The organism is Streptomyces sp. NPDC015127, from assembly GCF_043080095.1.
Taxonomy (GTDB): Bacteria; Actinomycetota; Actinomycetes; order Streptomycetales; family Streptomycetaceae; genus Streptomyces.
In genome coordinates this window covers 540,302-561,046 of sequence record NZ_JBIBVE010000002.1, presented here as the reverse complement: position 1 = coordinate 561,046, position 20,745 = coordinate 540,302, and the positions used below count along the sequence as shown (strand labels likewise).

Annotated in this window: 24 protein-coding genes and 3 pseudogenes; 15 read left to right on the top strand and 12 right to left on the bottom strand. The window is 70.8% G+C overall.

What is annotated here, in order from left to right:
* Positions 1 to 33: 33 nt before the first annotated feature.
* Entirely contained in the window at positions 34 to 690 is a 657-nt protein-coding gene (locus tag ACF08N_RS05825) for a phosphoribosyltransferase (RefSeq protein ID WP_392323336.1), read from the bottom strand.
* A 123-nt stretch (positions 691 to 813) separates the two neighbouring features.
* Here ACF08N_RS05825 and ACF08N_RS05820 point away from each other — a divergent pair, with 123 nt between their 5' ends.
* Both ACF08N_RS05820 and ACF08N_RS05815 read left to right on the top strand, forming a co-directional pair.
* Positions 814 to 1,926 carry a CapA family protein gene (locus tag ACF08N_RS05820; protein ID WP_392323335.1) on the top strand — a complete coding sequence of 371 codons (1,113 nt, stop codon included), beginning with the start codon at positions 814 to 816 and terminating at the stop codon, positions 1,924 to 1,926.
* Between the two features lie 206 nt (positions 1,927 to 2,132).
* Positions 2,133 to 2,996, top strand: a complete 864-nt coding sequence (locus ACF08N_RS05815; protein WP_392323334.1) for a class II glutamine amidotransferase — start codon at positions 2,133 to 2,135, stop codon at positions 2,994 to 2,996.
* Positions 2,997 to 3,028: 32 nt separating this feature from the next.
* Here the strand turns inward: ACF08N_RS05815 and ACF08N_RS05810 are convergent, their stop codons facing one another.
* Both ACF08N_RS05810 and ACF08N_RS05805 read right to left on the bottom strand, forming a co-directional pair.
* The gene (locus ACF08N_RS05810; RefSeq protein WP_392323333.1) at positions 3,029 to 4,120 is read right to left on the bottom strand and encodes a glutamate--cysteine ligase; all 1,092 of its coding nucleotides are present in this window, start codon (positions 4,118 to 4,120) and stop codon (positions 3,029 to 3,031) included.
* A gap of 300 nt (positions 4,121 to 4,420) precedes the next feature.
* Positions 4,421 to 4,798, bottom strand: a complete 378-nt coding sequence (locus ACF08N_RS05805) for a hypothetical protein (protein ID WP_392323332.1) — start codon at positions 4,796 to 4,798, stop codon at positions 4,421 to 4,423.
* Positions 4,799 to 4,986: 188 nt separating this feature from the next.
* On the opposite strand from ACF08N_RS05805, the gene ACF08N_RS05800 reads away from it, so the two are divergent.
* Positions 4,987 to 5,289, top strand: a complete 303-nt coding sequence (locus ACF08N_RS05800; RefSeq protein ID WP_392323331.1) for a DUF3040 domain-containing protein — start codon at positions 4,987 to 4,989, stop codon at positions 5,287 to 5,289.
* Between the two features lie 118 nt (positions 5,290 to 5,407).
* On the opposite strand, the gene ACF08N_RS05795 is transcribed toward ACF08N_RS05800, so the two are convergent.
* From ACF08N_RS05795 to ACF08N_RS05785, 3 genes are all read right to left on the bottom strand, one after another.
* The gene (locus tag ACF08N_RS05795) at positions 5,408 to 5,743 is read right to left on the bottom strand and encodes an STAS domain-containing protein (RefSeq protein ID WP_392323330.1); all 336 of its coding nucleotides are present in this window, start codon (positions 5,741 to 5,743) and stop codon (positions 5,408 to 5,410) included.
* A 121-nt stretch (positions 5,744 to 5,864) separates the two neighbouring features.
* Complete coding sequence (locus ACF08N_RS05790; protein ID WP_392323329.1) at positions 5,865 to 6,254, bottom strand: DUF2267 domain-containing protein; 390 nt, start codon at positions 6,252 to 6,254, stop codon at positions 5,865 to 5,867.
* A 114-nt stretch (positions 6,255 to 6,368) separates the two neighbouring features.
* On the bottom strand, positions 6,369 to 6,806 hold the full coding sequence (locus ACF08N_RS05785; protein WP_392323328.1) for an Hsp20/alpha crystallin family protein: 438 nt from the start codon (positions 6,804 to 6,806) through the stop codon (positions 6,369 to 6,371).
* 128 nt (positions 6,807 to 6,934) lie between these two features.
* Here ACF08N_RS05785 and ACF08N_RS05780 point away from each other — a divergent pair, with 128 nt between their 5' ends.
* Both ACF08N_RS05780 and ACF08N_RS05775 read left to right on the top strand, forming a co-directional pair.
* Positions 6,935 to 7,597, top strand: a complete 663-nt coding sequence (locus ACF08N_RS05780; RefSeq protein WP_392323327.1) for a type III effector protein — start codon at positions 6,935 to 6,937, stop codon at positions 7,595 to 7,597.
* 129 nt (positions 7,598 to 7,726) lie between these two features.
* Positions 7,727 to 8,542 carry a transporter substrate-binding domain-containing protein gene (locus ACF08N_RS05775; RefSeq protein ID WP_392323326.1) on the top strand — a complete coding sequence of 272 codons (816 nt, stop codon included), beginning with the start codon at positions 7,727 to 7,729 and terminating at the stop codon, positions 8,540 to 8,542.
* A gap of 57 nt (positions 8,543 to 8,599) precedes the next feature.
* Here ACF08N_RS05775 and ACF08N_RS05770 read toward each other — a convergent pair whose 3' ends face one another.
* Positions 8,600 to 9,268 carry a dienelactone hydrolase family protein gene (locus tag ACF08N_RS05770; protein WP_392323325.1) on the bottom strand — a complete coding sequence of 223 codons (669 nt, stop codon included), beginning with the start codon at positions 9,266 to 9,268 and terminating at the stop codon, positions 8,600 to 8,602.
* A 224-nt stretch (positions 9,269 to 9,492) separates the two neighbouring features.
* On the opposite strand from ACF08N_RS05770, the gene ACF08N_RS05765 reads away from it, so the two are divergent.
* From ACF08N_RS05765 to ACF08N_RS05755, 3 genes and pseudogenes are all read left to right on the top strand, one after another.
* Positions 9,493 to 10,953: an arylsulfatase gene (locus tag ACF08N_RS05765; protein WP_392323324.1), complete on the top strand. Its 1,461-nt coding sequence runs from the start codon at positions 9,493 to 9,495 to the stop codon at positions 10,951 to 10,953.
* Between the two features lie 338 nt (positions 10,954 to 11,291).
* Positions 11,292 to 11,710: pseudogene (locus ACF08N_RS05760) on the top strand (DUF4158 domain-containing protein); the annotation flags it as partial.
* Positions 11,711 to 11,816: 106 nt separating this feature from the next.
* The gene (locus tag ACF08N_RS05755; RefSeq protein WP_392323323.1) at positions 11,817 to 12,356 is read left to right on the top strand and encodes a GNAT family N-acetyltransferase; all 540 of its coding nucleotides are present in this window, start codon (positions 11,817 to 11,819) and stop codon (positions 12,354 to 12,356) included.
* Between the two features lie 308 nt (positions 12,357 to 12,664).
* Here ACF08N_RS05755 and ACF08N_RS05750 read toward each other — a convergent pair whose 3' ends face one another.
* Positions 12,665 to 13,291 carry a TetR/AcrR family transcriptional regulator gene (locus ACF08N_RS05750; protein WP_392323322.1) on the bottom strand — a complete coding sequence of 209 codons (627 nt, stop codon included), beginning with the start codon at positions 13,289 to 13,291 and terminating at the stop codon, positions 12,665 to 12,667.
* Positions 13,292 to 13,433: 142 nt separating this feature from the next.
* Here ACF08N_RS05750 and ACF08N_RS05745 point away from each other — a divergent pair, with 142 nt between their 5' ends.
* Entirely contained in the window at positions 13,434 to 14,384 is a 951-nt protein-coding gene (locus ACF08N_RS05745) for an alpha/beta fold hydrolase (protein WP_392323321.1), read from the top strand.
* Positions 14,385 to 14,453: 69 nt separating this feature from the next.
* Positions 14,454 to 14,745, top strand: a pseudogene (locus ACF08N_RS05740) (SAM-dependent methyltransferase); the annotation flags it as partial.
* Positions 14,746 to 15,022: 277 nt separating this feature from the next.
* Here ACF08N_RS05740 and ACF08N_RS05735 read toward each other — a convergent pair.
* Positions 15,023 to 15,217 (bottom strand): annotated as a pseudogene (locus ACF08N_RS05735) (IS5/IS1182 family transposase); the annotation flags it as partial.
* 605 nt (positions 15,218 to 15,822) lie between these two features.
* Complete coding sequence (locus ACF08N_RS05730; protein ID WP_392323320.1) at positions 15,823 to 16,422, bottom strand: TetR/AcrR family transcriptional regulator; 600 nt, start codon at positions 16,420 to 16,422, stop codon at positions 15,823 to 15,825.
* A gap of 128 nt (positions 16,423 to 16,550) precedes the next feature.
* On the opposite strand from ACF08N_RS05730, the gene ACF08N_RS05725 reads away from it, so the two are divergent.
* On the top strand, positions 16,551 to 17,312 hold the full coding sequence (locus tag ACF08N_RS05725; protein WP_392323319.1) for an SDR family NAD(P)-dependent oxidoreductase: 762 nt from the start codon (positions 16,551 to 16,553) through the stop codon (positions 17,310 to 17,312).
* A 221-nt stretch (positions 17,313 to 17,533) separates the two neighbouring features.
* The gene (locus ACF08N_RS05720) at positions 17,534 to 18,184 is read left to right on the top strand and encodes a class I SAM-dependent methyltransferase (RefSeq protein ID WP_392323318.1); all 651 of its coding nucleotides are present in this window, start codon (positions 17,534 to 17,536) and stop codon (positions 18,182 to 18,184) included.
* A 319-nt stretch (positions 18,185 to 18,503) separates the two neighbouring features.
* On the opposite strand, the gene ACF08N_RS05715 is transcribed toward ACF08N_RS05720, so the two are convergent.
* A complete protein-coding gene (locus ACF08N_RS05715; RefSeq protein ID WP_392323317.1) occupies positions 18,504 to 18,770 on the bottom strand; it encodes a hypothetical protein in 267 nt (88 codons plus the stop codon).
* On the opposite strand from ACF08N_RS05715, the gene ACF08N_RS05710 reads away from it, so the two are divergent.
* The 3 genes from ACF08N_RS05710 to ACF08N_RS05700 all read left to right on the top strand — a co-directional run bounded on the left by ACF08N_RS05710 (position 18,769) and on the right by ACF08N_RS05700 (position 20,527).
* Positions 18,769 to 19,029, top strand: coding sequence for a hypothetical protein (locus ACF08N_RS05710; RefSeq protein WP_392323316.1), 261 nt, complete (start codon positions 18,769 to 18,771; stop codon positions 19,027 to 19,029). The two genes, ACF08N_RS05715 and ACF08N_RS05710, sit on opposite strands and share 2 nt — an antisense overlap.
* Before the next feature lie 124 nt (positions 19,030 to 19,153).
* Complete coding sequence (locus ACF08N_RS05705; RefSeq protein ID WP_392323315.1) at positions 19,154 to 19,321, top strand: hypothetical protein; 168 nt, start codon at positions 19,154 to 19,156, stop codon at positions 19,319 to 19,321.
* Positions 19,322 to 19,339: 18 nt separating this feature from the next.
* Positions 19,340 to 20,527 (top strand): Gfo/Idh/MocA family protein, encoded by a 1,188-nt coding sequence (locus ACF08N_RS05700; protein ID WP_392323314.1) that lies wholly within the window; start codon positions 19,340 to 19,342, stop codon positions 20,525 to 20,527.
* Between the two features lie 8 nt (positions 20,528 to 20,535).
* On the opposite strand, the gene ACF08N_RS05695 is transcribed toward ACF08N_RS05700, so the two are convergent.
* Positions 20,536 to 20,745: a zinc-binding dehydrogenase gene (locus tag ACF08N_RS05695; RefSeq protein WP_392323313.1), complete on the bottom strand. Its 210-nt coding sequence runs from the start codon at positions 20,743 to 20,745 to the stop codon at positions 20,536 to 20,538.

Here is a 20,745-nt window from a genome sequence, read left to right as displayed (position 1 = left end):
GTGGAACGCGGGGCCGATCCGGAGGAAACGCCCCTACGTATGGCGGCCGGAGACGCGCTCGGCCGCCTGTTCCAGGCAGCGCACGACCTCGCTGTCGTCCGTCTGCGCGAAGTCGGCGTAGAACTGGCCGATCGCGAAGAACTCGCGGGGCGTGCCCAGGCAGATCAGGTCGTCCGCCTCCTCGCCGAGCCGCATCGTCCAGTCCTGCGGCGCCACCGGGACCGCGAGCACGATCCGGGCGGCTCCCCTCGCGCGGGCGATCCGGCACGCGGCCCGCGCGGTCGAGCCGGTGGCGACCCCGTCGTCGACCAGCACGACGGTGCGGCCCTCCACCGGCAGCGGCGGACGTTGCCCGCGGTAGCGGCGGGCCCGTTCCTCGAGCACCGCGCGCTCGCGTGCCTCGACCTGCTCCAGTTCCTCCGGTGTGACGCGCGCGCCCCGCACCACCTCGTCGTTGATGACACGGACGCCGCCCTCACCGAGCGCCCCCATGCCGAGTTCCGGCTGGTAGGGCACTCCCAGCTTCCGCACGAGGCACACGTCCAGCGGCGCGTCGAGTGTCCGGGCGACCTCCGCCGCCACCGGTACCCCTCCCCTGGGGAGCCCCAGCACCACCGGGTCGTCCTGCTCGAAGCCCCGCATGCGGGCGGCCAGTTGGCGCCCCGCGTCGAGACGATCCACGAAGAACACGATCGGCCTCCTCGTTCCGGCAGTGGCCGACCCCCTTGCCATTCTCGTCCCGGTGGCGCCGCGCCGCCGCCCGAGGACCTGCTGCGCGGGAGGCACGGTGACGACAGGGCTACCGTGGACGTCATGGACGGTGACCTCGTCACTCTGTTCCTCAGCGGCGACGTGATGCTCGGCCGCGGCGTCGACCAGATCCTCCCGCACCCCGGTGATCCGGCGCTGTCCGAGCCGTACATACGCAATGCCCGCGCCTACGTCGAGCTGGCGGAGGCGGTGAACGGGGCGATTCCGCGTCCGGTCCCGTTCTCCTGGCCCTGGGGCGACGCGCTGCCGCTGCTCGACGCCGCCGCGCCCGACGTACGGCTGGTGAACCTCGAGACCTCCGTCACGCGCAGCGGCGACGCCGACTCCGACAAGGAGGTCCTGTACCGCATGCACCCGGCCAATCTGCCGTGCCTGACGGCCGCCCGGCCCGACGTGTGCGTCCTGGCCAACAACCACGTCCTGGACTACGGCCGCCTCGGGCTCGAGGAGACGCTCGTGACCCTGGCGGCCGCCGGCCTGCGCACGGCCGGAGCGGGACGAGACCTCGACAGTGCCCGGCGGTACGCGAGCGTCCCCGTTGCGGGCGGCGGACGGGTGCTGGTCGTCTCGCTCGGCATGGAGTCCAGCGGTGTGCCGCCGAGCTGGGCCGCCACCGAGCGGCACAGCGGTGTCCACTTCGCGGCCGAGCCGTCGTCGGCCGCCGCGGCGGACGTGACGGCCGAGCTGCGCCGGGACGAACGGCCGGGCGACGTGACGGTGGTCTCCGTGCACATGGGCTCCAACTGGGGCTACCGCATCCCCCGCGACCAGGTCCGCTTCGCCCACGCGCTCGTCGACGGCGGCGCGGACATCGTGCACGGGCACTCCTCGCACCACCCCCGGCCCGTCGAGGTGTACCGCGGCAGGCTCGTCCTCTACGGCTGCGGCGACCTGATCAACGACTACGAGGGCATCACCGGCTACGAGCGGTACCGGGACGACCTGCGACTGCTCTACCTCGCCTCGGTCGAGTCCGGCACCGGCCGCTTCCACGAGCTGCGCATCACGCCTCTCCAGGCACGGCGCATGCGGCTGACCCCTGCGTCGGACGCCGACTGCCGCGCGGTGCACCAGGTGCTGAGCCGGATCAGCGACGGCCTCGGCACCCGCATGCGGGCCGAACCGGACGGCTCGATCACGGTCCGTCCCGCCTGAAGGACGCCCGACGGACGGCCTGAAGGACGGCCTGAAGGACGGTGAGCGCCCGGCCGCCACGCTGCGGGACGCCGCCATTCCGCATGGCGATCACCAAGTGCGACGCGTGATGATGGAACTGCCTGCGCACGGGCTCCGGCCGCGCCAGGACGCCCGAGGCGACGCGGCCCCCCGCGTTCCCGGGGACGGAGAGGGGAAGGGCCCAGATGTGCCGATGGCTTGCCTACTCGGGAACCCCGGTGCTCCTCGACTCCCTTCTGTACCGCCCCGCCCACTCGCTGATCGATCAGAGCCTGCACTCCAAGATGGGCGTCGAGACGACCAACGGCGACGGCTTCGGCATCGGCTGGTACACCCCGGGCATCGACACTCCGGCCGTGGTCCGGGACACCGGCCCCGCGTGGAACAACCGCAATCTGCGCGAGATATCGGCGCACGTCCGCTCCCACCTGTTCTTCGCGCACATCCGGGCTTCGACGGGTTCGGCGATCCAGCAGACGAACTGCCACCCGTTCCGTCATGGGCGCTGGCTGTGGATGCACAACGGCGCGATCGTCGACTTCCACCGGCTGCGACGGGACCTGTGCCTCCTGATCGACCCCTCGCTGTTCGCCGACATCGAAGGGTCGACCGACTCCGAGGTCATGTTCTTCCTTGCGCTCACCTTCGGCCTTGACCAGGACCCGCCGGGCGCCGTCGCGCGGATGGCGGGGGAGGTGGAGAGCCTCGGGCGCCGGCACGGCGTGGACTTCCCGCTCCAGATGACGGTGGCCGTGACCGACGGAGAGAACCTTTGGGCCTTCCGCTACTCCAGCGAGCGCCGCTCACGTTCCCTGTACTACAGCGCCGAGGTCGAGACGCTGCGGGCCCTGCACCCCGATCTGAAGTTCCTGGAGGGGCTCTCCGACGAGACGCGACTCGTGGTCTCCGAACCGCTCAGCGGCCTGCCCGGCGCCTGGAACCAGGTACCCGAGTCGAGTTACGGCCTCGTGCGCGGCGGCCCCGACTTCATGCAGCCGTTCGTCCCGGTGCAGGACGGCGGCGCCCCCGCGGCCCGCGCCGTAATGTGACCGCACTCGCCCCGCGGTGACGGGCCGGCGCGTCACGCACAGGTCAGGCGTACGCATTCGGTGACCATCTTCCGCAGGCTCCCGGTACGGGCCAGCATCTCCCGCTGGGCCTGCGCCCCCGTGCCGTTCCTGAGCAGGGCGGCCAGGGTGTCCTGCGCGTGCAGCAGGTCCCCGTTGTCCTCCAGGGCGTCGCGTACATGGTCGAACAGCGCGCGGACCACCGTTTCGGCGGGCGCGGGGCGCATGGTGACCGGGTGGACGAGCTCCCCCTCCAGGCCCGAGCGGCCCGCTCGCCACGAGGCGAGCCGCAGCAGGCCCACACCGACGGGGCTGGGCGGCACACCGGCCTGCCACTGGCGGGCCGCGGTCTCCACCAGGCCGCGCACCAGTGCGGCCACCAGCACCGTCGAGGCGGGATCGAGGCACACGTCCGCGACACGGACCTCGACCGTGGGGTAGTTGCGCGAGAGCCGCGCGTCGAAGTAGATCATTCCGAGGTCGCGCAGCACCCCCGTGCCGACCATCGACCGCACCTGCTCGTGGTACCGGTCCGCCGACCCGAAGATCTCCACGGGCCCGGCCGACGGCCACCGGCCCCACACCCGGCTGCGGTAGCTGCTGTACTGGCTGTCCCGCCCCTGCCAGAACGGCGAATTGGCGCTCAGCGCGATCAGGACGGACAGCCACGGCCGGATCCGGTCCAGGACGGCGACGCCCTCCTCGTCGGAGTCCACCGACACATGCACATGGCAGCCGCAGGTGAGCTGTTCCTGCGCGGTCAGTCCGTACTGCTCCTGCATCCACAGGTACCGCTCGCCCGCCACGATCACGGGATCGACCGGGAGCGGGGAGGTCGCCAGGGCGGCGACGCCGGCGCCCAGCTTCTCCGCGCGGCGCATGGCCTCGGCGCGCCACCGGGTGATCTCCTGCGCGAGCTCGCCCATGTCGGTCTGCGGCTTGGTGGCGAACTCGAGCTGCTGGCGCTGGAGCTCGGCCTCGAAGGCGTCCTTCTCGCCGGCCGCCGAGCGGTCGCAGTCCGCCAGTACGGCCTGGGACAGCGCTCGCGGTTCGCCGGAGGCGGCGTCCACGAGCAGGAGTTCCTCCTCCACTCCGACACTGCGCACGATCACTGCCCTTCTGGCAGGCCGGCACTCGGCCCGCCGCCCGGAGCCGCACCGGGCCGCGCCGCCCCTCGCGGCGTGTCCGGTGTAATCCCATTGCCCCTAAAAACGCACCTGATGCCCCTCGCCCGTGATGCCCGGCCGAGGTCGTCGCCGCCGCTTGCCCCGATACCCGTCCGCCCCGCCCCGACGCGCGCGTCCGCCCGGCCGGGAGTGGGGGCGGCCGCGCGCCCTGGCTGGGGTGTCCGGCCCGGGACCGGCGGCAGAAAGGGCGGGGCGGCCGCTCATCGGAGCGCCGCCCGCTCACTCTTCGTCCGTGTCGTCGAACCCCTCGGCGCGCAGCGCGAGCTCGCGCAGGACATCCGCGGAGCTGATCTCCTGCCGACCCGAGTCGTGCACCTCGGCCAGGGTCACGAACGCGACGGTGAACGCCCCGGCGAGCTGCTGGACCGCCTCCCCGAGCTCCCGGCCCACGATGGCGGCGATCTCCTCGACGGACGCATCGGCGGGCACCTGGACACTGGGCAGCGTCTCGTTCAGGAGGGCGGTGACGGCATCGGCCTCGTCGTTGATGTCGACCCGTTCCACGTCCTCCTCCAGCAGGCGCTGCCATTCGGAGGCTTGGGTCAGGATGCCGATCACATGTCTGAGTACCTCGCTCTGCCGCATGGGCGGGAGCATAGGCGCCTCTCCCCGCGCCTGCCTCGGCAGAAACGGGCCCGGACCAGGATCCGGCCGCGGGGCAGGCAGGCCGCGGCGCGGGTAGTCTCGGGAGGTGGAGCACCATTCGCGGTCCCGGCTCGGACCTCGAGCCGAACGACCCCCTGCCGGTCTTCCCGCTACCCGTTCACAAGAACCAGGTGGTCGGAATGAATCCTCCGATGGACGACCGCCGCGCCCTCGCGGAGATCGAACGCTTCCTGGCCCGGGACGATCCCGAGCTCGCCTCGCGCATGGACGCGCTGAACGGGCAGTTCGCCGAGGTCAGAAGCGAGAGACGCGAGGAGCCTCACCGGCGTGACTGGCGGTGGGTGGTAGCGCTCGTCGTCGCCGTCGTGGCCCTGCTCGGCATGATCCTCACCGCCGTCCTCATGGCACCGCAGACACCCCCGAGCAACGAGACCCCGCCGCCGAGCGGTCGCGCTCCGGCCGTTTCCGTAACCGCCCGGTAGACGCGTCGCCACACCCGGCCGGCGCGAGGGCCGAGGGCGTCGGCCGCGGTCCGCAGCCGACGCCCTCGGCCCTCGCGCCGATCGCGCGCGGGTCGCCCGAGCCGCTCCGCGCGCGGAATCAGCTGCCGACGTCCGTTCCGGTGAGTGTCGTGATCGTTCCCGTGGTCCGGAAGAGCCGCTGGACCAGGGGTGACCTCACCTCCACGACCCGCAGGGTGCTGCCCTGCTGCCGGGCGCGTCGCCGGGCCAGGACGAGAACGCTCAGCCCGGAGCAGTCGCAGAACTCCACCTCGCTGAAGTCGACCTCGACGCACGTCGCGCCGTCCGACAGGGCCGTGTCCAGAGCCTTCCGCAGCTCGGGCGCCGTGGCGATGTCGATCTCGCCGGTCACGGAGACTGTGGTCCTGGTGCCGGCCGGGGTGACGACTGTGCGCAAGGGAGCACTGTCCGTCATGGCAGGGTCCTTCGTCGTGGTGATGGGTCGTCCCGTCCTTTCCCGTGGCCGTGCGTGTTCGCGTTGAACAGTCTCCGGCCGATCGATCACTGCACCCGGCTCAACCGGGGACCCCGAAGGCTCAGGCGGGCTGCGGCCGGCCGAAGAGCAGGTCGTAGCCCGGCGGGAGCTGGAGCAGCACCCGCCGCATGAGCTCGTCACCGGCCGCGTCGGCCACCACACTGAGGACGGCGCTGGTGTCCCAGGTCGCGGTCTCCTCGGTGGCCCCGTCGATCCACGCCGCCACGGCGCGCAGGAACCGGTCGGGGCCGAGCGGTTCGGCGGCACGCAGCGGATTGAGCAGGATCAGGGCGTACGTCTCCGGCAGGCGGGCGGCCAGTTCGTTCCTCTCCTCGCCCACCAGGTGCGCGCCCAGCAGGGCGAGAACGACCCGGGCCGCCCGTTCCGCCTCGGTCTTCGTGGGGTACTCACCGCGGTCCTGGACCTCGTCCAGGAACGCTTCCCATCGCATGTGCACCACCGCTGTCCCCTTCCCGGCGCGGCGCCGAGCGGAGCGGAGGGCGGGGCCGGGAGGAGGGGGAGATCACATGCCCCGTCCTCCGCCGCTCTGCCGGCGAGGGTGGCCTCAGTCGCTGATCTCCTTGCGCGACGTGCCCGAGCTGCCGATCGCGATCTTGCGGGGCTTGGCCCGCTCGGCGATCGGGATGCGCAGCGTCAGCACACCGGCGTCGTAGTCGGCACTGATGTTCTCGGTGTCGAGGGTGTCCGCGAGCATGACCTGGCGGGAGAACACGCCCAGGGGCCGCTCCGACAGCTCCATCTGCACGTCTTCGGCCTTCTGGACCGGTCGCCGCTCCGCCTTGACCGTCAGCATGTGCCGTTCGACGTCGATGTCGATCGCGTCGGACGAGACACCGGGCAGGTCGAAGGCGATGACGTACTCGTCGCCCTCCCGATAGGCGTCCATCGGCATGGCCGACGGCCTCGACCAGGTGCCGGACGTGCCCAGCAGCTGCTGGGTCAGGCGGTCCAGCTCACGGAAGGGGTCGGTGCGCATCAACATCGTGAAACACCTCCAAGTCGAGACAGGCAGGGTGCCAATGCGCTTCACCTACCTCCTGTTGTAGCATGTCATCCAAAGGATGACAAGAAAGAAGTCATCGGAAGGGTGACACCCCGGAGGAGAGCACCGTGACCGAAGCCGACCGGCCCAGCAGGCCCGCCCCCGCTTCCTTCCTTGCCGCCGCCTCCGCGCTCGGCGTCATCGACCGGGCCGTCCGCGCCGCCCACGACTCCCCCGACGGCGGGGACCCCGCCGCGACGAGCCCGGAGCAGGCCCTCGCCGCGCTTCTGCTCCTGCGCGAGGTGCGCAGCCGGCTCGCCGGCTGGGAGCCGACCCTCATCGAAGCGGCTCGTGACGCGGGCGCCAGCTGGGCCGACCTCGCCCAGCCGCTCGGCGTCACGAGCCGGCAGGCGGCCGAGCGGCGCTATCTGCGCCTGCGCCCCGGCGCCGACGGCACCACCGGCGAGCAGCGGGTGAAGGCCACCCGCGACCGCCGCGCCGCCAACCGCACCGTCACCGCCTGGGCCCGGGACAACGCGGCGGATCTGCGTCAGCTCGCGGGCCAGATCACCGCCCTCACCGACCTCCCGCGCCAGGCGCGCACTCCGGTCGCCCTGCTCGCCCGCGCCCTCGCGGACAACGACGCGGCCAACCTGGTCGGACCGCTGGCCGACACCCGCCCGCACCTGGGTCACGGTCACCCCGACCTCGCGGCCCGGATCGACAGCATCACGCGCCAGGCCGACCGGCTCCGGCGCGACAGCGACGAGCAGCGCCGTACCGCCCCCTGACAGCCTCTCCCGCTCCCGGGCGGCACCCGGCGCACGCCACTCGGGCTTCCTGACGCGGCCTTCACCCCGCACACCTCATCTGCCAGTGTGATCACTCCGACCGTGTGCCCATCACGCCGAGGAGCCGCAATGAAGCGTGCAGTCACCCTGTCCGCCCTGGTCTGTCTGCTGGCCGTGACGGCCGCCGCACCCTCCGCGCCCGCGACGCCGAGCGCCGCGAAGCCGCCGAAGCACCACCGGAGCCTCCTCGACTCCGTGCCCGAACGGGGCGTCCTACGGGTGTGCACGACGGGCGACTACCGGCCGTTCACGTACAAGGACCCGAAGGACGGCTCGTACTCCGGGATCGACATCGACATGACGCGGGATCTCGCCAGGAGCCTGGACGCCTCGCCGCGGTTCGTGGACAGCACCTGGGCGCGGCTCGTCGGCGACCTGTCCGCCGGGCGGTGCGACATCGCCGTCGGCGGCGTCTCGATCACCCTCTCGCGGGCCCGGCAGGTGCACTTCAGCGAGCCGACGCGCACGGACGGCAAGACGCCGATCGTGCGCTGCGAGGACAAGGACAGGTTCCGGACGCTCGAGGAGATCGACCGCCCCGGGACAAGAGTCGTCGTCAACCCCGGCGGTACGAACGAGCAGTTCGCCCGGACCCACATCAAGCAGGCCACCCTCACGGTGCATCCGGACAACACGACGATCTTCGACGAGATCGTCGAGGGCCGGGCGGACGTGATGATGACGGACGCGAGCGAGACCCGCTACCAGGCGAAGATCCGTCCCGAGCTGTGCTCGGTCCACCCCGAGGAGCCGTTCACCTTCTCCGAGAAGGCATTCGCGACGCCGCGCGGGGACGAGGAGTTCCTGGAGTACGTGGACCAGTTCGTGCACCTGGCGACACACGACGGGACGTACGCGCGCTACGAGTCGCAGTGGATGGACTGAGCCCGGCGTGAGCGGCAGGGCAGGGCGCGCCTGGTGTCACCACCGGCGCGCCCGGCCTCACTGCCAGGCGTCCTCCGATCCGTAGCCGCCCGGCCTGAGGAACCAGGCGCACGACACCTCGGCCACCTCCTCCAGCGCGCCTGGCTCCTCGAAGAGGTGCGTGGCGCCCGGCACCACATGCAGCCGGTGCGGCGTACGCAGCTGCTCGGCCGCGTCCCGGTTCATGCGCAGCACCTCCCTGTCGTCGCCGCCGACGATCAGCAGGACCGGCGCCTGCACCCGGCCCAGGGCCTCGTCCGCCAGGTCGGGGCGGCCGCCGCGGGATACCACCGACTGCACACGGCCGGGTCGCTCCGCCGCCGCGACGAGCGCGGCCGCCGCGCCGGTACTCGCGCCGAACAGGCCCACGGGCAGTCCGGCGGCGGCCGGGTTCTCGCCCAGCCAGTCGACCGCCGCCACCAGACGGCCTGCCAGCAGGCCGATGTCGAAGCGGTGCTCGGCCGTCACCGCGTCCACCCGCTCCTCCTCCTCGGTGAGCAGGTCCATCAGCAAGGTCCCCAGTCCGGCGTTCTGCAGCGCCGCGGCCACGGCCCTGTTGCGCGGGCTGTGCCGCGAGCTTCCGCTGCCGTGCGCGAAGAGCACCATGCCCCGGGCCTGCGGAGGAATCACCAGGTCACCGGCGATCGCCGAACCGTCGGCAGGAACAGTAACCGCTTCAGAGATCACCGTCACCGTCTCCCTCCAGCTGTGCTTCGGGGTACGGGTAGCCCTCGCGCCGCGCGATATGCAGGCGCCGGGACGGGACGTGACGCGGCCGCTTGGACGGAGTGTGCGAGCCGGTGGACTTGTGCGGGAGCGCCTTGACAGCGGTCGGCCGCGAACGGGATCAATGGGCCTGGAACCGGCCCGATGCCCGATCCCCCGCGAGAGCGGCCGAGGGAAGTGACCGTATGCCCCACAGTCCCACCCGCAACGTCGTGCTCATCTGTGTCGATCAGTGGCGCGGCGACTGCCTGTCCGCCGACGGGCACCCTGTGGTCCGTACGCCCCATCTCGACGAGATCGCGAGCCGTGGTGTCCGTTTCCGCCGGGCGTATTCAGCGACCCCGACCTGCGTGCCGGCGCGGGCGGCGCTGCACACCGGGCTCTCGCAGGCCCGCCACGGCCGCGTCGGGTACGAGGACGCGGTGCCGTGGACGCCGTACCGGACGACGATGGCGGGGGTCTTCCGGGAGGCGGGGTTCCAGACGAAGTGCGTGGGCAAGATGCACGTCTGGCCGGAGCGGGCGAGGCTCGGCTTCGACGACGTCGAACTCCACGACGGCTACCTGCACGTCAGCCGGCGGCGCGACCGCGACCCGCGCGCCTACGACGACTACATCGGCTGGCTGGGCGCGCAGGAGGGCGTGGGCGCCGCCGAGGACTACGCCGACCACGGGCTGAACTGCAACTCCCATGTGGCACGGCCCTGGGACAAGGCGGAGCGGCTGCATCCGACGAACTGGGCCACGATGCGCGCGGTCGACTTCCTCTACCGGCGGGACCCCACCGCCCCGTTCTTCCTGTTCCTGTCCTACCACCGCCCGCATCCGCCGTACGACCCGCCCGCCTGGGCCTTCGACCAGTACCTCGCGGCTCCGGAGGGCGGACCGCCGACCGGGGACTGGGCGGACGTCTACGATGCCTGGCGCGGTGACGGGGTGCACGACACCCTGGTGGGCCGGGCGGACCCGGTCACCTGGCACCGGGCGCGGGCCGGCTACTACGGGCACATGGCGCACATCGACCAGCAGGTGAACCGGTTCCTGCAGTCGCTGCAGGAGTTCGGGCTGCTGGACGACACCGTGGTGGCCTTCGTGTCGGACCACGGCGAGATGCTCGGCGACCACGGCCTGTGGCGCAAGGGCTTCCCCTACGAGGGCTCCGCCCGAGTCCCGTTCCTGCTGGCCGGGCCGGGCGTGCCCCGCGGTGTGGTGTGCGAGGAGGTCGTGGAACTGCGCGATGTGATGCCGACACTGCTGGACGCGGCAGGCGTCGGTGCGCCCGAGGGCATCGACGGGCGCAGTGCGCTGCCCGCGGCCCGGGACGAGGCGGGGCCGCTGCGCCCGTGGCTGCACGGGGAGCACGTGCTCCTCGGCCAGTCCCTCCAGTGGCTCACGGACGGGCGTGAGAAGTACGTGTGGATGTCGCGGGACGGGCACGAGCAGCTCTTCGACCTGGCGGCGGACCCACGGGAGACGCACGACCTGGCGGCGGACCCGGGGGCGGCCGCCCGTCTCGCGGTGTGGCGGGAGCGGCTCGTGGCCGAACTGGCGGACAGGCCGGAGGGATTCGTGGCGTCCGGCAGGCTGGTGGCGGGGCGCCGGGTGGATCCGGTCCTGCCCGGGCTGCGCGGCGCGGTCACGACGTAGGCGTCGTCACCGCGCCGCCTCCCCGTGGGGCCGGTGCACTCGGTGCGCGGGCTCCCGGTGTCCGGGCTGTCAGGCCAGTTCGGCGTGGTGGGTGTGGCCGCGGGAGCCGCCGACGGCGACAGTGAGCAGGGGCTGCGCCCCGGAACCACCGTCACCGTGTCGTCCGCCCGGACCACCGAGGACACGGGGATCGGCCTTGGGGACCAACGGAACAGCCAGTATCAGTGATATTGATCATGGTCCGGCTGTCGTGATCCAGTAGCACAGGTGATCAGCGCCGAGCGGGCGTCCTGCGAAAGATCCACGGTCACCCGGGGCTGGATGGTTGCGTCCGCCGCATGCCGGTGGAGTTCTTAACTGATGAGCAGGCTGAGGCGTACGGGAAGTTCGCCGAGGAGTCGACGCGGCCCGAGCTGGAGCGGTTCTTCTTCCTGGACGACGTGGACCGGGATCTGATCGGTACACGGAGCGGCGGCAGACCGTGTACGACCGTGCGTGGGAGATCCGGGACGCGTACGGCTACCACCAGTTCGAGGATCATGAGTGGGGCCGGAAGTTCCGGGCGTTCCTGCACGGGCGGGCGTGGACGGCGCACTCGGAGGGGCCGAAGGCTCTGTTCGACCACGCAGTGGGCTGGCTGCGCCGGAACCGGGTGCTGCTGCCGGGGGTCTCGGTGCTGGCCCGGCAGGTCGCCGAGGTCCGCCGTATTGCGGAGGAGCGGCTGCACACCACGGTCGCCAAGGCGGCGCGGAGGGCGGGTGCGTGGGGGCTGTGGTGAACGGCTGAGGCCGGGAGTGAGTCCGCCACTATTTACCTCGCCGGACTCCACATCGCCGCCGTCTTCGCGGCTCTACGATCTTCGTATGAGCGAATGGAGCCTGGCAGGCGAAGAGCTGTCGACCGCCCGACTATCACTGCGGCGTCCGACGGAAGCCGACATCGATGCGATCTTCGCGATCCACAGTGACCCCGCAACCTGCCTGCACAATCCCTCCGACGCCCTCGCCCGGCCCGAAGAGGCCGAGGTGCTCTATCAGCGCTGGAACAACCAATGGCAGAGCTGCGGATACGGGTACTGGGTTGTCCGACGCCACAACTCTGCCCGGCAATTGGGGTTCTGCGGGATCAAGCCCATGGACCTGAATGGCATGAACGTTCTCAACCTCTTCTACCGTTTTGCCACCTCGGCATGGGGTCAGGGCTTCGCCAGCGAGGCGGCGATCGCAGTGACCGACTGGGTATCGCGCCACGTTACCGACCTCCCGCTGATCGCCCGAGTCCGGCCGGCTAACGCTGCCTCGCAGCGCGTGGCGGTACGTGCCGGCCTGATGCGGGCCGAACATCTCGACGGCCCCGGATACGACGGCTTCGATTGGATCTACGCGGCGAAACTGCCTGGCTGAGCGCACTCCGAGTGTGTGGTCCCTCGCCAAAGGCCGTTCGATGTTCCGAGCTGAGCCACGAGGTAGGCCGTCATCCGTTGTATTGCGAGCGGTATCCGGCTAGGACGGGAAGCGTTGGCTGGCCGCTGCCTGCCGACCGGCTCGCGAAGGCATACGCCGACGATTCAGTCCGTGGACGCCGCCGCGTCCTGGCCGCCTTCGACGACTGACCTGCGACAGGCTGAAGATCGCCGCGGGACACCAACCGTGAGCTGATGTCTCCGCTCCACGGCAGCTCAGGCCGACCCCGGTGAGACCAAGAGCGGAAGTCACCGGGTCGTAGGCGCGGTCTGGCTGCGATTGAAGATCCTGTCGAGGTGGTACTGGAGTGCCGCGGTGGCAGACTCCGGCGTGCGCTGTCCGACGAGGATGCTGGTACCCATGGTCGCTGTCATGGCAAGCAGGCTGATCGCCTCCGTGCGAGCGTTGGCTCCAGAGTCGGCTCGGCCCGTCTCCTGTGCCTGTTGGATCAGTTGGACAATGGCGTTCTCGGCGGCGTCAGGGTTGTCGATGAACGGCTGGGCGGCGAGGGCCTCGTCGGTCACGGACAGGATCGCGTAGGAGCTGTAGAGAAGGTGGAAGGTGCGGCTCTCCTCATCGGTCGGCAGCGAGGCCAGCAGCAGTGCCTCGATGGTCGCGCGGGGGCCCGGGTCTCGGCCTGCGGCGGCGAGGCGGGCGCCGACGCGTGCGGTGAAGCGGTCGGTCAGGTGTTGGAGGCCATGGAAGAGCAGCTTCTCCTTGGTCTGGAAGTAGTACTGCACCAGGCGCAGTGAGACGCCCGCCTCGGCGGCGACGTCGCGCATGCCGACCGCGTGCAGGCCCTGCCGCCCTGCGACCTGGATGAGTGCTTCAGCGATCTGGGTGCGGCGTTCATCGTGGTCCACGCGCTTGGGCATCCGTGGTGTCTCCGGCCGTGGTGGGGGTGGATGGGTTGTCTGTTCGCCGTCCGGTCCGGCTCGGCGACACTTTTTCATGGTACCGCCGTATCACCAATATGATACGGTCGTATCACAAAGAGCGGAACTCACGGAGGTGCCCATGCCCGAGAACACGCGCCGAACGCGCCGCGACATAGGCCGCTACGTCAACGACCAGCTGCGCGACCGCTACTTCGCCGCCTGCGACGTGCTCTACGCGAAGGGCGCACCGATCCGCTCCGAGACCGACGTGGAGACGAGCTTCGGGACGACTCACGTCTACCGGTACGGCCCCGCGGACCCGGCGGCCGAGTCCCGCACGCCGGTCGTCCTGATCCACGGCTCGGGCGGCTGCTCCGCGATGTGGTACCCCAATACGGCCGCGCTCAGCGCCGACCGCCCCGTCTACGCCCTTGACACCCCCGGCGACCCGGGCCGCAGCATCCACCGCGAACCGATGTGGCAACCCGAGCGGGCCGCCCAGTGGATGGACGAGGCCCTCGACGCCCTCGGCCTCGACAAAGTCCACCTCGTCGGCTCCTCCTACGGCGGCTGGCTCGTCATCAACCAGGCCCACCGCCGGCCCGAACGGCTCGCCTCAGTCACCGCCCTCGACCCGGGCGGGCTGGAGAAGGTGGGGCTCCGCTTCTTCGTCTGGATCTTCGCCGGCCTCTTCGCCACTTTCGCTCCTAAGCGACTGCGCCCGGCTCTGGCCAAGTGGCTGGAGCAGCCGGTCATATCCGATCCGGATCTGCGCGCCTGGATCCAGGCCGGCGTGAAGGCCTTCCGGATACGCCGTCCCGCTCCACTGCCGCTGTCCGACGCCGAACTGAGCTCCATCCGGACGCCGTTCTACCTGATCATGGGTAAGCGCAGCCTGCTGGTGCACCCGAAGCGTCAGCTCGACCGCGTTCCTCGGGTGATTCCCGGCGCCCGCGCCGAGATCGTCGCCGCGACCGGACACGGGCCGCAGATCGACCACCCCGACCTCGTCAACGCCCGGATGTTGAGTTTCATGGAGGACATCGACTCCCTCCACCCGGCGACGCCCCAGGACGTCACCGACGCGTAGCCGGTGAGACATCCGGAACCACTCGCGGGGCGTCAAAGGGGGACAGCAAAAACCTTTGCTTCTTGACAATCACTCGCCCCAGACAGAGAGCAGATGGGCCCTCAGGGGCAGCTCATCATGCGCCGTCGGGCTGGCCGTGAGGCCGAGTACGACTACTTCGACACCACCCACTGGACCGACGAGTGGACCATGGGCGGCCAGACCGCGCGGATCAGCATCTGGCGCACGCCGCTGCACGCGGTGATCGAGGTTTTTCACCGGGGCCGGTCTCCGGATCACGGTCATCAGCGAGCCGGAGCCTGATCCAGCCGCCCGTGAGCTGTTCCCCGAAGCCATCGCGGCCAAGCCGCGCTTCCTGTGTTCGTCCTGCAGGCGGACTAGCACCCGGGCACTTCCACCACCGCGTCACTGGAGTCAGAAATTACCTCCCCGAGCAGTCTCGTCTCACTTCTCACCTGTAGAGCCGTGCGGCGACTCAGAGAATGAACAGTCAGCGGCTTCAGGGAAGTTGGTGGGAAAGTAGGCTCCCGGCCGGGAGCACGGGCCGGTCCTGGTGGCGTTGCCGACCGTGAACTTGAGAACGATCAGTCCCGGTTGGCCTCATACGAGGCGGGCTGTGTGCTCCTGCGGCAGGACCGGCGGGTGATGCGTCTGGTCATCAACGTGATCGCGGCCCAGGTGATCAAAGATTCCGAGTGCTGGATGAGCCGTTCGTAGTCCCGGGCGTGACGGCGGGCGTGCATGATCCAGGCCAGGCTCCGACCCGGGACGCGGCCGGGCTCGACGACGATGAGGACGGCGCGGAGTAGCCAACGGCCCTTCTTCGGCCTGGCGCGTCTCCGCCGGCCTGCCACATCGCTGGAAGAGGCGGGGTGCCGGCCAGAGTCTGGCCGCAGTGCGAGGAGGGGCATTGTGGCGCGTTCGTCGGGTGTGTCGCTGGCCGAGGCGTATCTGCAGACGGAGTCCCGCACGTAGGCGGTGCGCCTCCGCCGACGGGGTCCGCTTCAGCGTGCCCGTGCGGAGCGTCTTCGCAGGTCACAGCCCTCCCTCGGGCTCCCGAAGAAGGGAGGAGGGCTTTCGCGCAGCCGGGGCGATGGCGAGGGAGACCTGGGCCGCTGAGGGCGAAACTGGCGCGAAGGCACCTGGGAGGCTATCGTCCAAGAGGTAGAACGACCGGTCTTTCTCCCAATGCGTGGTGAAGCCCGTTGCGGCGCCACTCGCCCAGCCGTGTCAGCCAAGGCGGCCTGGACGCGACGCCGACGACGCGTACGACGACCGCTCGGAGCGACTGGTCTTTCTGCCTGGCAACACAGAGGTCCCCGCTGTCCGGGAGGGCGGTTGCGTGAAAGTGGAGCAGGATATGTCCGACAGTCTCGTCGTACCGGCGGGGCCGGGGCGGCCCCGCAGAGGATCGCGGTTTCCCGCACCCTGCGGGGAATCAGCCGCGCGATCGGATCAGCCGGACCGCGTCCAGCAGGATCTTACGGGCAGTAGTCGAGTCGTCCAGGTGGCCGGCGACCATCGCCCCGTCGTACAGCATCAGCAGGGCGCCGGCCGCCGACTCCGGGTCGGTGTGTCCGAGCTCGGTGAGCAGGCCCCGGAAGAGGGTGCGAAGCCAGTCCCGGTGGGACGTCACCAGGCGGCGCACCGGATGTGTGGCGTCCGGGTACTCGGCAGCGGCGTTCATGAACGGCGACCCGCGGAACCCGCGCTCGCGGGCGTGCTCGGCGATGGCCTCGAAGATCAGGTCGATCGCCTCCGCGGCCGGGTGCCCGGCCGCCAGCGGTTCGGCCACCGCCCGGTAGTAGGCGTCCTTGGTCTGCAGATAGGCCACGACCAGGTCGTCCTTGGCGGCGAAGTGCCGGTAGAAGGTCGCTTTGGTCACCCCGGCCTCGGCGATCAGCCGCTCCACCCCGATCGCGCGTACGCCCTCGTAGTAGAAGAGCCGCGACGCGGCCCGGACCAGGCGCTCGCGCGGCGGCAGCTCGGCCTCGGTCGCTCGGCGAGTCGCGTTGGTGGTCTGCCCAGTGATGCTCACCCCCACATTGTGCCCTCGGCCCGGCCTTGAGCAGTCTCCACCCCCGTACGGCCCCCACCCCACAGGGCCGTCCACCGCTGTCCCGCACGGCCCGCAACAACGCGGCCGTCCAACGAAAGGCTAGAACCATGACTCAGCGTCTTGAAGGAACCGTTGCCCTGGTCACCGGAGCCTCCAGCGGCATTGGCCACGCCACCGCCCTGGAGCTCGCCCGCCAGGGCGCCTCCGTGGCCCTGGTCGGCCGACGCGAGGACCGCCTCACCGACCTCGCCGCGGAAATCTCCCACGCCGGCGGGAAGGCCCTCGTCGTACCCGCCGACATCACCACCGCCACGGCCGCCGCGGAGGCCGTCGAGCGGACGGTCGAAAACCTGGGCCGCCTGGACATCCTGGTCAACAACGCCGGCCTCATGCTGCTCGGGCCCGCCCCCGGCGCGGACCTGAACGACTGGCAGCGCATGATCGACATCAACCTCATGGGCCTGATGTACACCACCCACGCGGCGGTCCCCCACCTGGTCAAGGCCGCCGCCCAGGAGCCGCGTCAGGTCGCCGACATCGTCAATATCGGCTCACTCGCCGGCCGCAACGCCTACGCCATGTCCGCCGTGTACAGCGCCACCAAGTTCGGCGTCGGCGCCTTCAGCGAGGCACTGCGCCAGGAACTGGCCCGCCAGCACGTCCGCGTGTCCGTCGTGGAGCCGGGCAGCGTCGACACCGAACTGCGCACCCACAACCCCGACGTAATCCAGCAGCACATCGTCGCCGCCCTGGGCGACATCGACCGGCTGCAGAGCCAGGACATCGCCGACACCGTCGGCTACATCGTCACCCGCCCCCGGCACGTGGCCGTCGCCGAACTCCTCGTACGCCCCACCGAGCAGGTCTGAACGCCAAGCCCGTGGCATGGCACGGCCTGTTCCCGCTGATCGGCAGGAACAGGCCGTTGGCGGACCGGCCCAAGCGGCGACCGGCGGCCCCAGGCCGTCACCGCAAAGATCATCGAGACGCTGCACCGTCCTTGAACGGCCTGCCCGGTTGGACCACGCGGCTCATTGCCCGTTCACGCCGACACGATCGACCACCCGCACTCCCCGACAAGGACATCGGCATGATCACCAGCACCACGCCCCGCGCAGCCCAGCACTGCCGTCTCTGCAGGCCCTCGCAGGAGCCGAACGACTACACCCTGTTCCTGCGGCAGTGGATGCGCGCACCGGCCCGCATGGGGGCCATCGCCCCCAGCTCGCGACACCTGGCCCAGGCGGTCTGCGCCCCGGTGCCCGAACGTGGCGAGCCCGTCGTGGTGGAACTGGGTGCCGGCACCGGACCGTTCACCGCCGAGATCCAGCGCCGGCTCGGCGGCCGCGGCCGCCACCTGGCGATCGAGATCGACCCACTCCTCGCCCAGCGCCTCCGCCATCGCCACCCGGGGGCGGAGGTGATCCAGCGCGACGCCGTGCACCTGCGCCAGTTGCTGGACGAGCGCGGCATCGAAAGCGCCGACGTGGTGGTCAGCGGCCTGCCCTGGGCACTCCTTCCCTCCGCCGTCCAACACCGTCTCATGGGGGCGACAGCCGCGGTGCTCGCCCCGGCGGGTGCCTTCACCGCGTTCACCTACCTCCACGCCGTTCCCCTCACCCCCGCCCGTCGGTTCCGCGAGCTGCTGGCCGACCACTTCGAGGAAGTCGTCCCCAGCCGCACCATATGGCGCAACACACCCCCGGCCTTCGTCCTCCACGCCCGCAGGCCCCGCCCATGACCCCCTTCCGTCGTAGTCGACGCTCCGGGGAAACGTGTCGGCAAACGTTCGTTTGCCGACAGGCCGGGCGCGCATCCATTGAACCCCGACATTCCGGGACACCGGGGCGGCGTCGATCCCATCAGATCCGTTGGTGATTGATGACAGGGTTTGGTGACAGTAGGGTCCGTTCCTCCGCGCGAAAGGGGCCGGCGATGGCGAACCTGGTCTACAAGCGGGTGTCGACCGCCCGGCAGAACCTCGTCCTCGCCGAGGCCCGGATCGAGGATCCGGTCGTCTTCGAGGAGGAGGCCGGCACCTCCAGTCGCCTCCACCCACTTCAGCGCCCGAAGTTCGGTGACCTACTGGCGTACGCGCGGCCGGCGATGTCGTGCACATCTCCGAGATGTTCCGCCTCGTGCGCGGCACCCAGCACATCCTCGACGTCCTCCACAGCGACCGCCTCGCCCTGCGCATCCACGACGGCGCCTTCTCTGCCAAGGACCTCACCGCCCGCCACCCGCGCACCGGCGAACTGCTCTCCACCGTGAAGTTCATGGTGCAGACCCTCGCCGCCGGGCCCGGAACTGCCGGTCACTCTGGACATGCCGGGCAAGGTCGCCGACTTCCTCCGCGCGGAGGAACTGGACCCTGCCGAGCAGGCCGCGCTCGACCACGGCGTGACCGTACGACGCGGCCAGGGCTACACCCTGCGCGTCAGCGCCGCGCCCGCCGTCCACCGCCAACTCCTCGCCCGGCTCCTCGAGGGCACCGAGGACGCCCCGGTGATCCCGGCGCAGCGCAAGGCACGCCGCGAGTACGAGAACCGCGTCAACGCTCTCCCCGCGGCTACAGCCGGACCATGATCAATCTCACCGATACTGGCTGCTCCGTTGGTCCCCAAGGCCGGAGGTGCACCGCATCATGTAAGCACTTGCCACCCCGCGCAAGAGGGTGGACCGAGGACGCGGTCACACGCGCAACTCCCCGATGACGACCGCCGGTTTCGACATGATCACGGACACGGGTACGGTGCAGATCCCGGGCACGGCGCTGCGGCCGGCCCTGATAGAAGTCGACTCGGAGACCCGGTTCGTCAGGACCGGGCTCACCGGTACCGGCCGGGTGGCGCTCTCCCACGTCCTCGTCCACCCGTAGTTCCAGGGAAGGAAGACCATGACCGACCTCCGCATCGGTGTTCTCGGCTACGGCCTGCGCGGCAGCCTCGCCCGCACCGCCCACCGCCCGGGAGCCGGCTCCCGTGTCACCGTGGTCGCGGACCCGGACGCGCGGGCCCGTGCGGAGGCGGCAACGGCCTTCCCCGACGCCGCCACCACCGACGACCACCGCAAGGTGATCGCCGACCGGGACATCGACGCCGTGCTGGTCCTCACGCCCGACCACACCCACGCCGACGTGGCGTGCGAGGCCCTGCGCGCGGGCAAGCCCGTCTTCGTCGAAAAGCCCCTCGACATCACCGTGGAACGCTGCGACGAGATCCTGCGCACCGCGTACGCGACGGGCACCCGCCTCTACGTCGGTCACAACATGCGCCACATGCCCGTGGTGCGGCTGATGCGCGACCTGATCGGCCGGGGCGCGATCGGCCGCGTGAAGACCGTCTGGATCCGCCACTTCGTGGGCTACGGCGGCGACTGGTACTTCAAGGACTGGCACGCCCAACGCCGTTTCACCACCGGTCTGCTGCTCCAGAAGGCCGCGCACGACATCGACGTCCTGCACTGGCTCGCGGGCGGCTGGGCGAGGGATGTCCAGGCCCTCGGCGACCTCATGGTCTACGGGGACAACCCCCACCGCCGCGCCCCGGGCGAGCCGAAGGCCGACGACTGGTACACGAAGGACGGCCACTGGCCGCCGCACACCCAGCGCGCCCTCAACCCGGTCATCGACGTCGAGGACGTCTCCCTGCTCAACATGCGCCTGGACAACGGTGTGCTCGCCGCCTACCAGCAGTGCCACTTCACCCCGGACTACTGGCGCAACTACACCGTCATCGGGGACGCGGGCCGGCTGGAGAACTTCGGCGACGGTCCGGGCGGCTGCGTCAAGGTGTGGAACACGCGCCGCTCCGGCCACCGTCCCGAGGCGGACGAGACCCATGACATCCCCGCCGCCGCGGTCGACGCCGGACACGGCGGCGCCGACCCGCTTCTCATCGACGAGTTCGTCCGCTTCGTGCGGGAGGGCGGCCGGACCGACACCTCCCCGGTCGCCGCCCGGATGGCCGTCGCCGCCGGTGTTCAGGCCACGGCCTCGCTCCGGGACGGCGGTACGCCACGCCGGGTCGAGGCCCTGGCCCCGGAGCTGGCCGCCTACTTCGATCGCGGCCAGACCGCGGGCTGAGCCCCGCGTCAGACCCGACTCACGACCTTGCCCGTGTGCCGGTTCGACTCCATGAAGCGGTGAACGTCGACGACTCGTTCCAGCCCGTCGTACGTCTCGGCGGTCACCGGCGTGAGCGAGCCGTCGCGGTTGTCCCGTGCCGCGTCCGCCCGCCGCTTCACCGCGCTGGTCGGGCGGCCGCCGGGGGCACGCCGAAGGCGCGGGCGTGTGCCATCCAC

Bases quoted from the DNA above. Each gene is read 5' to 3' on its own strand.
- ACF08N_RS05725 (WP_392323319.1), top strand. From the start codon at position 16,551: ATGACTCAGCGTCTTGAAGGAACCGTTGCCCTGGTCACCGGAGCCTCC.
- ACF08N_RS05785 (WP_392323328.1), bottom strand. From the start codon at position 6,806: ATGTTGATGCGCACCGACCCCTTCCGTGAGCTGGACCGCCTGACCCAG.
- ACF08N_RS05700 (WP_392323314.1), top strand. From the start codon at position 19,340: ATGACCGACCTCCGCATCGGTGTTCTCGGCTACGGCCTGCGCGGCAGC.
- ACF08N_RS05705 (WP_392323315.1), top strand. From the start codon at position 19,154: ATGACGACCGCCGGTTTCGACATGATCACGGACACGGGTACGGTGCAG.
- ACF08N_RS05765 (WP_392323324.1), top strand. From the start codon at position 9,493: ATGCCCCACAGTCCCACCCGCAACGTCGTGCTCATCTGTGTCGATCAG.
- ACF08N_RS05710 (WP_392323316.1), top strand. From the start codon at position 18,769: ATGCCGGGCAAGGTCGCCGACTTCCTCCGCGCGGAGGAACTGGACCCT.
- ACF08N_RS05715 (WP_392323317.1), bottom strand. From the start codon at position 18,770: ATGTCCAGAGTGACCGGCAGTTCCGGGCCCGGCGGCGAGGGTCTGCAC.
- ACF08N_RS05755 (WP_392323323.1), top strand. From the start codon at position 11,817: ATGAGCGAATGGAGCCTGGCAGGCGAAGAGCTGTCGACCGCCCGACTA.
- ACF08N_RS05745 (WP_392323321.1), top strand. From the start codon at position 13,434: ATGCCCGAGAACACGCGCCGAACGCGCCGCGACATAGGCCGCTACGTC.
- ACF08N_RS05820 (WP_392323335.1), top strand. From the start codon at position 814: ATGGACGGTGACCTCGTCACTCTGTTCCTCAGCGGCGACGTGATGCTC.
- ACF08N_RS05775 (WP_392323326.1), top strand. From the start codon at position 7,727: ATGAAGCGTGCAGTCACCCTGTCCGCCCTGGTCTGTCTGCTGGCCGTG.
- ACF08N_RS05815 (WP_392323334.1), top strand. From the start codon at position 2,133: ATGTGCCGATGGCTTGCCTACTCGGGAACCCCGGTGCTCCTCGACTCC.
- ACF08N_RS05750 (WP_392323322.1), bottom strand. From the start codon at position 13,291: ATGCCCAAGCGCGTGGACCACGATGAACGCCGCACCCAGATCGCTGAA.
- ACF08N_RS05720 (WP_392323318.1), top strand. From the start codon at position 17,534: ATGATCACCAGCACCACGCCCCGCGCAGCCCAGCACTGCCGTCTCTGC.
- ACF08N_RS05790 (WP_392323329.1), bottom strand. From the start codon at position 6,254: ATGCGATGGGAAGCGTTCCTGGACGAGGTCCAGGACCGCGGTGAGTAC.
- ACF08N_RS05805 (WP_392323332.1), bottom strand. From the start codon at position 4,798: ATGCTCCCGCCCATGCGGCAGAGCGAGGTACTCAGACATGTGATCGGC.
- ACF08N_RS05795 (WP_392323330.1), bottom strand. From the start codon at position 5,743: ATGACGGACAGTGCTCCCTTGCGCACAGTCGTCACCCCGGCCGGCACC.
- ACF08N_RS05800 (WP_392323331.1), top strand. From the start codon at position 4,987: ATGAATCCTCCGATGGACGACCGCCGCGCCCTCGCGGAGATCGAACGC.